Below are 12186 nucleotides of genomic sequence, written 5' to 3'. Positions count from 1 at the left end.
CAAAAGTGAAATGATTGTCGATCATACGGCCCGAGTTAATCCGGACTAAACCCAGTTCCTTGAACCCGTTCCTTGGATCGAAGGCCTTGATTATCCCGAGGTGATCCAAAGGCGCGGGCTTTGGGCTGTCATATTCTCGGCTGTCATATCCCACGAACAGGATCCCCCCCGAATGTCTCGCACAAGCAACATTATCCTCGTAACATTTTGTCCTTGAGAGAACTATGGGATTGCCGGCCTTTGTCATGGTGTCGTCCAATCCAATTGCGGCAATGTACGAGAAAAAGCGGCGGTCGATCGGTGGGCCATTGAACACGCCGGCGATTAGATACGGCTGCCCTTCAATGTCGACCATGGAATTGACTGATAGGTAGAGCCCGGGAAATGACTTACCGAGATCCATCTCCCGGGTTTCCAGATGATCCAAGTCTGTGGAAAACGAACGAACCTTCAGGATCGCTGATTCCCATTTCCTCGTGATTACGTAGAAACAGTCTCTGTAGATAAAGGGCGCAGGATCATCAGCCAGATCGTCACCGGACCGGGGAAGCCCGTCAGGAATGACTACGGGCATGGCTGCGGCTACTTCCGTCTTGGAGGAAGCCAAAGTTGGAAGTGATTCCGTGAACACATACCGGGCAATGTTTAGGTGATTGGGAATCCCTTTGCGGAAGTTAGTAGTCTCAAAAGCATAGAAAAAGGAATCTCCGGGTCCTGAACATACGCGTATATCCGTTGGCTGATTCTTGCCAGAAAACAGATCAGTTGATCCCAAGAGCGTCAGATTCTTGTCCAGAACAAGAAGACGGAATGTTCTGAGGGGTGAGACTTGAAGGTAGCTCACGTAGAATTTTCCGCCGGACAATAGCGCGTCAGGTCGGGCTGCCTTCGTCCCGGCAGGTGAGATTGAGGAATCCGAAATGACATGGAATTTCATGGGAGAAGATCCGAACGCGCTCCCCAAGCCCAGAAAATGGAGAGCCACAACCAAAGGAAACCAAACGATTGCTGATGGTATGCTCTTCATGTGTTCTCGATTGCCTAACGTTTGAACCCAGCGGCTGTGCCCTTGATAACGGATGGCTGGCGCAGTCCGCTGGAGTGAAATGTTATAAGCCTATATAATCTTAGCACTTCCCAATGCTATATGTATAAAATCTTTTATTTTTATTGGATTATTTGATAATTTTGATTCATCAGGGATGAGCATTATAAAGACAGAGGTGCCATTAGGTGAGTCGATATCTTCATTCTTTATTCGGGAGCGAATAAGCATATTCTTGCATTCGATTAATTTATATTGATAATTTTCGCCTATTTTCAATTGATATTCAAATGGCTCATCAATCTTAACAAGGAACCAATCATTATTTCTATATTCATCAATTAACTGCTTCGCGATCACGCCGGTTTTAGGCAGATATTTCGCAAAATCCTCATTCTGATCGTAATATTCTATTTTTATCTTTTTATCAATCATATTATCATCTTATAACGTTTGAACTCAGCGGCGGCGACATTAAAACAGGTAGCCAGCGCCGTCCGCTGGAGTGAAATGTTAGACATTTTTATTTATATTCTTACGAGTAATTTTTGCGATATTACCTCCCAGCATTCCGCAAGGAATAGTTACTATCAGGCCTGCGAGGTTATACCACAAGGGACAAGATGACCAAAAGAAAAAACCAAGTAAAATACTTATGCAACCCACTATGCCGCCATGGAACACTTCATAATCTTTTGCAATTCGGCCGGCAACAAAACCTCCAAGCAACGTGCCTCCAAGACCTATGATCATACTTGGGATAAGAAGCATCTGTCCCTGCAAACGCACAGCAACTTCTTTCGGTGGAACGCCTTGAGCAATTAGGATAATAGCCGCCACTACGCCCAGTATGATACCTAAAACTATCGAGCTGCCTAAATCTGTTAACACACCCACTACCAGTGCCTTAATGTTAATTTTTCGATTATCTGTCATTATTCATCTCCTTGTCTAACGTTTGAACTCAACGGCTGTGCCTTTAGCGTATAAGATGATTATAGCTCCCGAAATACTTATTTCAAGCATAATAACGGGGGTAAAATACGGGGCCGACCGGAAGGATTTATTTAACTATGCCCTGGGATATGACGCCGATGGATTTTTGGTATGACGCGGATGCGGTCAGGTAGTCGGCGATCGCGGAGGCGTGGCCCTGCCTGGCCGAGACGACCGAGTTCTCGGCGTCCGTCACTTCTATTATCGAGCCGAGGCCTTCCTCGTACCTCGCGTTGGCTATATCGAGGTACTCTTTCGACTGCTGGAGTAGTTTTGCCGTCGCGACGATCCGCTCCTTCGATTCCCCGAGCGAAAGCACCGCGCTCTGGACCTCAAGGGCTATGTTCAATGTCTCGTCCTGGATCCCGAGCTGGGCTAACTTAAGGTTCGCCTGCGCGGCCTCCACTTCAGACTTTGTCTTGAAACCGTCGAACCACGGCCAACTGATCTGGGGCCCTGCGTTCCAGCTCTGGACGTTGCCGACGCCGGGCGTGCTTGTATCGCTGACCTGGTGGCTGCCCCCTACGGATATTACCGGCCAATTCCCCTTCTTCTTGGCCGCGAGGTCGGCCTGGGCCGCCCGCGCCCTGGCCTGCAGCTTCGAGAGCTCGACCCTGTTCGATGCCGCGGCTTTAAGCGCCTCCTCAAGGTTTATCTCGTCCGGCTTGAAATCACCTATCTCGACCACCCTGTATGCCGTCCCGCCGGTATTCCCCATTATATTATTGAGCGTCACCTTGGACATCTCGAAATTCTTCTTCGCGGTCACGAGGTCGAGGTTCGCGTTGGCGACGTTGACCTCGTCCTTCGTAACGTCATAGGCCTGCCGGAATCCCACTTCGAAAAATCCTTCTGTGCGTCCGAGGTGGACTCTCATCATCTCAAAGTTATCTTTCGCCGCCTCAAGCAGGAGCTGCGCTCGCATGGCGTCGAAATACCCCTTCTCGGCGTTAAGTATCGTGTTCTCCTGCGTCTCAAGGAACTCATACTGCGAGGCCGAGAGCGTCTCGTTGGCGAACTTGATCCTGTTCAGCGTCTGCCCGAAATCCCAGATAAGCTGGCTGACTGAGGTGTTTTCCGATAAGACCTCATATCTCTTATCGACGGCGGGAAAGGCGTTAGTGACATTGCCCGAAAGCGCGAAAGATCCGAAGGCTACCTTCGAGGTGTCATAATGTATGTAGCTGCCCGTCGTGGAGAGCTGCGGCAGGTAAGCGGATTTCGCCGAGCCGATCCCGGCCTTATTCAGGTCGACATTGGCGACAGCTTCCTTTAATTTCGGGTTGTTCGCGAGCGCGGCCTTGACGCAGTCGTCAAGGGTCAAGGTCGGGATATCCTCGGCATAAACGCGGCCGGTTATCAGAGCCGTAAATAATACTGTTAATATAACGATCTTCCTTATATGCGTCATCACATCGTCCTTTTAAATGTCAGCGTCGCTAAAAATAACATAACCACGATAAATGCCATGAGGAAGATAAGGTCGCCCCGGACCGCCGTGAAACCGGAGCCCTTAAGAATGAGTTCCTTAAAAGCGTGGACCGCGTATGCCTCGGGATTGACTTTCGCGAAAGCCCTTAACCAGTTGGGCAGGCTCTCTATCGGATAGACCGCTCCGCTCGGAAAATAGAATATTACGTTCAGGAAACCGACCAGCACGCCGACTATCCTCGGATGGTCCGCCCGTCCCAGGACCGTGAATATCATGCTCAACAGCCCGAGGGCGGTGATCACCATCGTGACCAGCAGGAGCATGACAGTGCTTATGCCTCCCGCAAGCTTTATCCCGGTTATCAAAAGGCCGCCTATCATGACTATTATCGACATTATCGTCGTGATAAGCACTCCGCTCATTATCGTGCCGGCGACGAGGTCGAACCGCGTTAGCGGCGTCGACAGGTAACTTTCGTGTATGCCGAGGAACTTATCCATGACGAGGCTGAATGCCCCGGTGAACGTCGTTCCCATGAATATCGCCATGACTATTATGCCCGGTACCAGCGAAGCGTCGTAGTCTATCTTCTTATAGAGCTCTATCGAGCGCAATTGCGGCCTCGACCTGTCCGGGCGGACCGCCAAATAATCGGACTTGAGGTAAACCATCGCCCTCGAGACCACGCCTGAAATACTTCCCGCGGATATCGAATCGGTGTTATCCAGAAGAAGCCCGACCTGCGGATCCACGTTCTTGACGACATTTTTGCTGAAATCCGGCGGTATTATTATGACCCCTTTATAGAAACCGTCCCTTACCATATCGACCGCCTTCTTTTGGTCGTTCTCCCTCGTGATCTCGAGAGTGTGGGGGCCGTCCTCGAGCGCCTGCAGCAATTCGACCACGCGCCTGGCGTAAGGGCCGTTATCCTGGTCGACCAGAAGGACCGGAAGGTGCTTGAGTTCGCCCTGGAATGAACTGCCCATTATGACAAGGTACATAAGAGGCATGAATATGCTCGCTACTATTACGAACGGGTTGCGTATGAACCTCTTGAGGTCCCTTTCGGTCACAGCCAGCGCTCTCATATCCTGGCTCCCGGCATTTTCCTCGGGGCCCCCGCCCCTATAAAGAAGTTCACCTTTTGGACCTCGGCCTCCCTTATCGTCTTGCCCGTATAATGGATAAATACGTCTTCCAGGGACTGCTCGTGTATGGCCAGGTAGAGGATCGTGGTGCCCATCTTCTTGAATTCATCGATCAGGACCGACATCGATTTTGCCGCGTCATCGACCGAAATCCTGAGCATCTCGTCTTTTTCGGAGATCTCCCTGATGAATTTCATCGCCTTCAATTGTTCCATGACGGCAGGCGAGAAGTTGCTGAGCGATACCTCGATTATATCGAAACCGCCTATGCTCCGTTTGAGGTTGGCCGGCGAGTCCAGGGCCACGATCTTGCCGTAATCGATTATCCCTATCCTGTCGCAGAGGATATCGGCCTCGTCCATGTAATGGGTCGTGATGAATATCGTAAGCCCCGTCTCCTTGCGTATCTTCTGAAGCAGTTCCCATATCACGCGGCGCGACTGCGGGTCGAGCCCGATCGTCGGCTCATCGAGGAACAGGATATACGGCTTGTGTATGAGCCCGCGCGCTATCTCGAGGCGCCGCCTCATGCCTCCGGAATATGTCGCGACGAGCTCCTTAGCCCTGTCCTTCAAGTCGACCTTGCCGAGCAGGTAATCTATGCTCTGTTTGCGCTCTTTCTTCGGCACATCGAAATATTTCCCGTAGATATTCAGGTTCTCATAAGCCGTCAGGTCGAGGTCGCTGGTAAGCGCCTGCGAGACGACGCCGATATTGCGCCTCACGAGCGACGGCTGCTTGACGACATCGATGCCCCTTATATTCGCCTGGCCCGATGTCGGCTTCATCAGGCAGGTAAGTATCCTTATCAGGGTCGTCTTGCCGGCGCCGTTTGGGCCGAGGAAACCGAATATCTCGCCCTCTTCGACGGAGAAGCTGACATCGTCTACCGCCGTGACCGACGGGAATTTTTTGACTATATTTTTTACTTCCGCCGCGTATGCCATTCCGTCCTTATCCCCCGAAGGTGGCCGTAGCAGTCATGCCCTGCTTCAACAGCCCTTCCGGCTCGTCTATTTTGACCTTTACCCTGAAAGTCTTTATGTCCTGCCTGCCTCTTTTCACGTCACGCTGGGTCGCGAACTCGCCTTCGCTGTTTATTTCGGTGACACGCCCCTTAAACTCGCGGCCGGGGAGCGAATCTACCTTGACCTTCGCGGCATCGCCTAGTTTTATCTTCGAGACGGCGGTCTCTTCCACGTCTACGCGCACCCATACATCCGACAGGTCGATAATGGTCAGGATCGTCGCGCCGTTCGAAGCCATCTCTCCCGGCTCAAATGCCCTCAAAACCACCATCCCGGATAAAGTGGAATATATCACCGTATCGTCCAGGTTAGTCTTGGCGACTTTCAAGGCGGCCTCGGATTGTTTTATGGTCGCCTCAGCGAGTATTTTCTGGGCAACCATCCCGTTTAAGTCCGCGACCGCCGTATCGTACGCGGTTTTCGCCTTGTCGACATCGTTCTGCGCCACAAGTTTCTTCTCGAGAAGTTTGCCGTACCTGCCGAGGTCCCGCTCGGTATCCTCTATCTTCACCTTGGCCTTTTCTATGTTGGCATCCGCGTTGAGCGCGTTCGCCTTCGCCACCTCAAGGTCGGCCTGGGCCTGCTCGAACTGGGCTTTTTCTTTCCGGTCATCGAGCATAACCACGACATCCCCGTCCTTTACATGATCGCCTTCATGGAACCGGACTTCCTTTACGCGCTCCGATATCTTGGGAGCCAGGTTGACCTCGGTCGCCTCGAGGATGCCGGTCGTCTGGAAGACGCCCTTCGGCGCCTTCCGCGGCATTATATAGAAGGCCGCCGCCGCAAATAAAACGATGACTACCAGTAAAACGATGCCCCTCTTTAAATGTTTTTTCATTTTAGAATTCCTCCGAAGAATATTTTTTTGACGTTATCCACCGCGTCCCGGACGGTAAATTCGGCATGGCCGAAATGCATCACGATCGCCGGGAGCTGCATCATGCCAAGCAGGTTCAATGCCGCGACTTGCGGATCGACGTCCTCGAACTCCCCCGCCTTGATGCCTTCGCCGATTATCCCCGCGATCATCCGGCTGTAGGGAGCTATCGCGATCCTGAAGAGATACTCTTTTATTACCGGGGCATCGTTTGTCCTGTCCAGGGTGCCGCGGAATATGCTCTTCTTGCCGGTGAAATGCTCGAAATGGAAATCTATGAGGCGGTCGAGTTTCTTCTTCGGGGTCCCTATCCCGGCAACCTCTTTAGCGAGGGCCTCCCTGTAATTACCGGCCCTCTCCTTTATCATGTTTGCGTAAAGCTCCTGCTTGCTCCTGAAATAATGGTAAATTATGCCTTCGGAGACGCCTGCGGTGCGGGATATCTCCTCGGTCGTCGCCCTGTCGAAACCGTTTTTGGCGGTAACAAGCAAGGTCGCGTTTATGATCTTCTGCCTTGTATCGGTATGTACAGCCGTTACGTTTGCCATGATATCCTTTATTGAGTGAGCGCTCACTCAATAAGATAATTATAGCGATATCGCGGATTTTGTCAAGGAAATTGTGGGTTGGGGCCCGCTTACATGATGGAAGGCGGCTCTTTGCCGAAGACCTCGAACTCCCAGAGCGAATAGCCGTACTTTGACCTGCGCTCAGAGCCGTAGATGCGCACATACCTGCCGGTAACGTCCAGGCCGGTCATCTCCTCCGTCCCCCCTGCCCCGTTATCGGTCGAGTAGACGGTCCTCCAGCTCTTGGCGTCGTCAGAGACCTGGAGTTTGAACGCCCTCGCTGACGCGTTCTCCCATTCGAGCCGGACCGCTTCTATCGCGCGGGGCTTGCCGAGGTCTATATATATCCACTGTGGGTCGAAGAACTCCGACGACCAGCGTGTGCCCATATCCCCGTCGACGGCATTCCCGGCCGACAGTTCGGGGCCTTCGGCGGTCGAGGCAAACGCTTTCTTGCCGCGCGAAAGGAGTTTCGGCGCGTTGGGGTCGGGCGTGAAATTCGCGGTTATCGTCTTGTGCCTGTTCATCAGGACGATGGCGGGGTTATCTCTGCCGAGACCGACGTCTCCGCCCCAGCCATCGAATTTATACCCTATCGCTGGGACGGCGGCCACGCTGACCTTATCGCCCTTGTTATATCTCGGAAGTCTGGGCTCGACCGCTATCTTCCCGTTCACGGCAGATGTCATAAGAAAATATGTCCCGGGTATTTCCTTCATGTATACGCGGACATAGTCGATCTCATGATACTGCGGGAAGACCGTCGTCTCGTCCGGGTTGCTCGGCATCGTCCCCCCTACCGCGGTATTGAGTATTATATAAAAAGGTCCGCGCGGGACGTTCCTCGTGACGGAAAAATGCCGGACGCCGTCTATATACCAGCGAAGCTCCCCCTCCTCCCATTCAAGCGCGAAGACGTGGAAATCTTTCGTGTAATCGGGGCCGGTGAAGACCTTTGAGTCATAACGGTTGCGCGGGAATTCGCCGTAGTGGTTTGTCATGTGTATCACGTTGGGCTTGCTCCCCACGAGTTCCATTATATCTATCTCCGGGGGCCACCCGCCCTTCGCCGGCATCATCCAATGGGCAGGCCACATGCCCTTTGTGCCGGGGAGCTTGGCGCGGACCTCGACACGGCCGTATTCAAAAGAGTACCTGCCTTTCGTCTCGACAAGCCCCGAGGTGTAGGGCCGGCCTCCCCGCTCTTTCTTCTCGCTCTTTAAAATAAGCTTTCCGTCTTTTACATAGACGTTCCCCGGAGAATAGTATTCCAGTTCTTTGTTCTTCACGAGCGCGGCGTCTTCAACCCTCCATTTTACAGGGTCGACCTTGTCGCCGTCGAACTCGTCGTGCCAGACCAGGTACCATCCGTCGAGTTTAGGGGGGACCGTCTTGCCGGAGGCGGCTTCGGCCGCGGGCAGGAATAACAGACAGAATAATAATACCGGCGCGGTAGCTGATCTCATGGCGTCCCGATCTCGAATTCGCGCAGGAATTTCGCCGACTCTTCCGGCAGCGTGACATTTACGGCCATCCCCGAGCCGATCTCAAATCCCGCCGGCGTCGTAAGGCGCGGAAGTATCTGTATATGCCAGTGGTAATACGGCTCGCACGCCGAGTAATGGGGCACGCTCCTTATGCAATAATTGTAATCGGGGTTGTTCAGGCCGTAATATAACTTGGCGAGGATGTCGCGCAGTATCTGGGCGAGCGATCCCGTGTCCTGGGGGGAGAGGTCGGCGAAGGAGGTCGAATGCTTGAGCGGCAATATCCAGATCTCGTAAGGGAGCAGTGCCGCGTATGGGACGAACGCGACGAACTTGTCGTTCTGCATGACCAGCCGTTCTTTCTCCGCGAGCTCGCATTTTATCATGTCACAGAAGACGCACTTGCCGAGCTCGTCATAGTATCTTTGCGCCTCAATGAGGGCATACCTCATATGCTGCGGCATCATCGCCGTCGCGATTATCTGCGAGTGCGGATGCAGCTGCGAGGCCCCGGCGCCGGCGCCCTGGTTACGGAATATTATGACCTGTTTATACGCCGGGTCCCAGTCGAGGGCGAGGTATCTCTCATGGTACGCCTTTATGACGGCCTCGACCTCGGAGGGAGTCATCGTCGCGATAGTCTTGTTGTGGGCGGGGCTCTCGATCACGACCTCATGCTTTCCGACCCCTTCCATATGGAGGTATATGCCGGACTTATGCCTTTTCACCTCGATAGCCGCGCCTTTCTGCGGAGGTACAAGCACCGGGTATTTATTGGGTATCACCCTTATCTTCCATCCTTTTTCTCCGGGCTTTGTCCCCGGGTCGCGGATCGAGAAGGCCTCGGTCTGGTCCGGGGTCTCATTCCCTTCGCAGAACGGGCATTTCCCGTCATACGCCGGCCGCGGCGCCGGTAATTCTTTGCCTTTTTTGAAATCGTCGGATCTCTTCGCCCTTTCGGTGGCGATCGCCACCCATCTTTTGGTAGCGAGGTTCTCCCTGAGCTCTGACATCTACTTGCCTTCTTTTTCTTTATGGATGACGGAAGCGAGTATCGATACGGCAAGGATCCCGAATATCACGCCAAGAGAAACCGTTATATGTATCTCATAAAAATGCGATATCAGCATCTTAACGCCGACGAATCCCAGGATAAACGAGATCCCGAGTTTCAGGTGCCTGAACAATCCCATCATCCCGGATATCACGAAAAAGAGCGACCTTAACCCGAGTATAGCAAAAATATTCGAGGTATAGACGATGAAAGGATCCGTGGTTATCGCGAGCACGGCCGGTATCGAATCCATCGCGAATATGATATCGCTAGACTCGATAAGAAGCAGCGCTATGAACAGCGGCGTCGCCGACCAGGCGGCGGAGTGCAGTGTAAAGAAGTTGTCGTCGTGATAATCGGACGTGACCCTGAAAAACCTCCGGAAGAGCCTAAGCAGGGGGTTCTTCTCGGGATCGAACTTCTCTTCTTTCCTGACAGCAAGTTTGAAAGCGGTGAGTACCAGGAACGCTCCGAAGACGTATATTATCCATTCGAACTTATTGAAGAGCTCCACGCCGACGGCTATGAACAGGGCCCTCATGACTATCGCGCCGAGTATGCCCCATTTCAGCACGCGCGGCTGGTATGAAGTCGGTATCCTGAAATACTCGAATATCATTATGAAGACAAACAGGTTGTCTACGCTGAGCGATTCTTCTATTATATAGCCCGTCAGGAACTCGAGCGCCTTTATCCTGCCGAGCAGGAAATATATGCCTACGCAAAATAACAGCGCCGCGGTTACCCATACCGCGCACCAGGCCAGTGCTTCTTTTAGCCTTACGGTATGGGCCTTCTTATTCAGGACAAAAAGGTCAAGATACATCATCGCGGTTATCGCTATGCCGAATATCGCCCATAACTCAAATCTGGCTGTCATATCAGATCATCTCCCGCCGCAAACAGGGCATTTTTCATTCTTTTTATACTCCGATATCCTGATCTCGCCGGTGAGCGCGTCGTACCTTAACAGCCGCCCGACGAGGTTCTTCCCGATCCCGAGAAGGTATTTCAACGCCTCGTTCGCCTGCAGGGCGCCGATCACCGCCGGGACCGAACCGAGGATACCCGCCTGCTGGCAATCGCGGAACGCGCCCGGGCCGGGCAGCTCGGGAAAGATGCACCTGTAACACGGACCCTTGCCCGGCAGGATGAAAGTCACCTGCCCGTCGAAGGCGTAAATGCCGCCGTGCACCAGGGCCTTACCCAGAGAAACGCATGTGTCATTGATAAGGTATTTCGTCTCAAAATTATCGGTGCAGTCGAGTATCACGTCGTAATCCTTTATAAGGGCCTTCGCGTTATCGCCTGTCACCCTGGCCTTCGAGGCCCTGATATCCACATCGGGATTGATCTCTTTCAGCCTCTTCTCCGCAAGGAACACTTTCGGCTTTCCGATATCGCCGGTGGAATATAATACCTGCCTATGGAGGTTGGAAAGCTCGAGGTCATCGCTGTCGACAATGCCTATCGTCCCCACCCCGCAGGACGCGAGATATAAGGCGGCCGGCGAACCCAGGCCTCCGGCGCCTATTATCAGCGCCTTCGAAGACAAAAGTCTTTTCTGGCCTTTTTCTCCTATCATATCGAAGATGAGATGTTTCCTGTATCTCTCCCGCTGGGCGGAAGTGAGGTCAGCCGGCATCTATCTCCTCCTCCTCGACCATGCCCTTTCTTATCCTGAAGGAGCGGACCTCGGGCATGCCGTTGATAAGCGAGACGATGATATAGGAGCACTCGGGATGCATCGCGAGCTGGATGTCGCGGAAAGAAGGATACGGCCTGACGTTGGGATGCGAGTGATAGATCGCGACCATATCCAGGTTCTGGGAACGCATATCCCTGGCCGCGTCGAACTGCTCCTTGAGCGCCATCGTGTATCTCATCCCGCCCCTTTCGGTATTCGCCATCCGGTAGACCTTGCTTACCTTCCTGCTCTTTCCTGCCAGGAGGCCGCAGGCTTCGTTCGGGAATTCGTGTTTCGCGTGTTCTATCATCTCAGCGATGTGGACTTTTTTCAAGGATAATTTCATTTCAATATGACCTTAAGGAGGTGCAAAAGGAAATAGGTAAGCCAGGCCGACGTGAAAGGCACTATAAGCCACATCAGGAGGTTCCTTACGGCATGATGCTTCTTCAGGCTCGGCATTATCCCCAGGTCGGCGCAACCGAGGCCGGTCAGGCTCGCGGTCACGGTCACGGAGACGGAAAGCGGGATCCCGCTTATCGACGCGGCCAAAAGCGCGGTGGCGCATATCAGCTCGATGATTATCGCCCTGACAAAACCTATCTCCCCAAGCTCCCTCTCGTCGGTCTCGAGCGCCGCCTTTCCGAAGATAAGGGCTCCCGCCGCGATACCTATGCCCGCGATCAGTATGCCCCACCTGGTATCTATGAAACCGACCGCGACTACGGGGGCCATCGCCTTTCCGACGCCGTTCGCCCCGCCCGCGAAGGCCACATAGCACCCGGAAAAGGTAAGGAGCGCCCCGAGCAGGGCCCTGCCCTTCTTCTTCTCTTTCAGGTGACGGTATTCTTTGACGG

Annotated in this window: 14 protein-coding genes; all 14 read right to left on the bottom strand. The window is 53.2% G+C overall.

Going from position 1 to position 12186, the window contains the following annotated elements; all coding sequences use genetic code 11:
* The coding region (locus WC317_07820) for a hypothetical protein (GenBank protein MFA5340034.1) at positions 1-937 on the bottom strand (937 nt) is incomplete at its 3' end.
* A 180-nt stretch (positions 938-1117) separates the two neighbouring features.
* Positions 1118-1480, bottom strand: a complete 363-nt coding sequence (locus tag WC317_07815; GenBank protein MFA5340033.1) for a hypothetical protein — start codon at positions 1478-1480, stop codon at positions 1118-1120.
* Positions 1481-1558: 78 nt separating this feature from the next.
* Positions 1559-1981 (bottom strand): hypothetical protein, encoded by a 423-nt coding sequence (locus WC317_07810; GenBank protein ID MFA5340032.1) that lies wholly within the window; start codon positions 1979-1981, stop codon positions 1559-1561.
* Positions 1982-2108: 127 nt separating this feature from the next.
* Positions 2109-3452 carry a TolC family protein gene (locus WC317_07805; protein MFA5340031.1) on the bottom strand — a complete coding sequence of 448 codons (1344 nt, stop codon included), beginning with the start codon at positions 3450-3452 and terminating at the stop codon, positions 2109-2111.
* Positions 3452-4564 (bottom strand): ABC transporter permease, encoded by a 1113-nt coding sequence (locus WC317_07800; GenBank protein ID MFA5340030.1) that lies wholly within the window; start codon positions 4562-4564, stop codon positions 3452-3454. Before WC317_07800 ends, WC317_07805 begins: the two co-directional genes overlap by 1 nt.
* Positions 4561-5571 carry an ATP-binding cassette domain-containing protein gene (locus WC317_07795; protein MFA5340029.1) on the bottom strand — a complete coding sequence of 337 codons (1011 nt, stop codon included), beginning with the start codon at positions 5569-5571 and terminating at the stop codon, positions 4561-4563. Before WC317_07795 ends, WC317_07800 begins: the two co-directional genes overlap by 4 nt.
* A gap of 7 nt (positions 5572-5578) precedes the next feature.
* The gene (locus WC317_07790) at positions 5579-6493 is read right to left on the bottom strand and encodes an efflux RND transporter periplasmic adaptor subunit (GenBank protein MFA5340028.1); all 915 of its coding nucleotides are present in this window, start codon (positions 6491-6493) and stop codon (positions 5579-5581) included.
* The gene (locus WC317_07785) at positions 6490-7080 is read right to left on the bottom strand and encodes a TetR/AcrR family transcriptional regulator (GenBank protein MFA5340027.1); all 591 of its coding nucleotides are present in this window, start codon (positions 7078-7080) and stop codon (positions 6490-6492) included. The genes WC317_07790 and WC317_07785 overlap by 4 nt, the downstream gene beginning before the upstream one ends.
* A gap of 89 nt (positions 7081-7169) precedes the next feature.
* Positions 7170-8567, bottom strand: a complete 1398-nt coding sequence (locus WC317_07780; protein ID MFA5340026.1) for a family 16 glycosylhydrolase — start codon at positions 8565-8567, stop codon at positions 7170-7172.
* On the bottom strand, positions 8564-9601 hold the full coding sequence (galT, locus tag WC317_07775; protein ID MFA5340025.1) for a galactose-1-phosphate uridylyltransferase: 1038 nt from the start codon (positions 9599-9601) through the stop codon (positions 8564-8566). Before galT ends, WC317_07780 begins: the two co-directional genes overlap by 4 nt.
* The gene (locus WC317_07770; protein MFA5340024.1) at positions 9602-10522 is read right to left on the bottom strand and encodes a TerC family protein; all 921 of its coding nucleotides are present in this window, start codon (positions 10520-10522) and stop codon (positions 9602-9604) included. It lies immediately after the preceding gene.
* A gap of 6 nt (positions 10523-10528) precedes the next feature.
* Positions 10529-11287 carry a HesA/MoeB/ThiF family protein gene (locus tag WC317_07765; protein MFA5340023.1) on the bottom strand — a complete coding sequence of 253 codons (759 nt, stop codon included), beginning with the start codon at positions 11285-11287 and terminating at the stop codon, positions 10529-10531.
* Positions 11277-11663, bottom strand: a complete 387-nt coding sequence (locus tag WC317_07760; protein ID MFA5340022.1) for a M67 family metallopeptidase — start codon at positions 11661-11663, stop codon at positions 11277-11279. The genes WC317_07765 and WC317_07760 overlap by 11 nt, the downstream gene beginning before the upstream one ends.
* Before the next feature lie 8 nt (positions 11664-11671).
* Positions 11672-12186, bottom strand: a 515-nt coding sequence (locus WC317_07755; protein MFA5340021.1) for an inorganic phosphate transporter, incomplete at its 5' end; no start/stop codon positions are given.

Source organism: Candidatus Omnitrophota bacterium (assembly GCA_041653595.1).
Classification (GTDB): domain Bacteria; phylum Omnitrophota; class Gorgyraeia; order Pluralincolimonadales; family Pluralincolimonadaceae; genus Pluralincolimonas.
This window is presented reverse-complemented; position numbering and strand designations above follow the sequence as displayed.

Coding starts and splice junctions, on each gene's coding strand:
- WC317_07795 (MFA5340029.1), bottom strand. CDS start 5,571: ATGGCATACGCGGCGGAAGTAAAAAATATAGTCAAAAAATTCCCGTCG.
- WC317_07790 (MFA5340028.1), bottom strand. CDS start 6,493: ATGAAAAAACATTTAAAGAGGGGCATCGTTTTACTGGTAGTCATCGTT.
- galT (MFA5340025.1), bottom strand. CDS start 9,601: ATGTCAGAGCTCAGGGAGAACCTCGCTACCAAAAGATGGGTGGCGATC.
- WC317_07815 (MFA5340033.1), bottom strand. CDS start 1,480: ATGATTGATAAAAAGATAAAAATAGAATATTACGATCAGAATGAGGAT.
- WC317_07810 (MFA5340032.1), bottom strand. CDS start 1,981: ATGACAGATAATCGAAAAATTAACATTAAGGCACTGGTAGTGGGTGTG.
- WC317_07780 (MFA5340026.1), bottom strand. CDS start 8,567: ATGAGATCAGCTACCGCGCCGGTATTATTATTCTGTCTGTTATTCCTG.
- WC317_07765 (MFA5340023.1), bottom strand. CDS start 11,287: ATGCCGGCTGACCTCACTTCCGCCCAGCGGGAGAGATACAGGAAACAT.
- WC317_07800 (MFA5340030.1), bottom strand. CDS start 4,564: ATGAGAGCGCTGGCTGTGACCGAAAGGGACCTCAAGAGGTTCATACGC.
- WC317_07805 (MFA5340031.1), bottom strand. CDS start 3,452: ATGACGCATATAAGGAAGATCGTTATATTAACAGTATTATTTACGGCT.
- WC317_07770 (MFA5340024.1), bottom strand. CDS start 10,522: ATGACAGCCAGATTTGAGTTATGGGCGATATTCGGCATAGCGATAACC.
- WC317_07785 (MFA5340027.1), bottom strand. CDS start 7,080: ATGGCAAACGTAACGGCTGTACATACCGATACAAGGCAGAAGATCATA.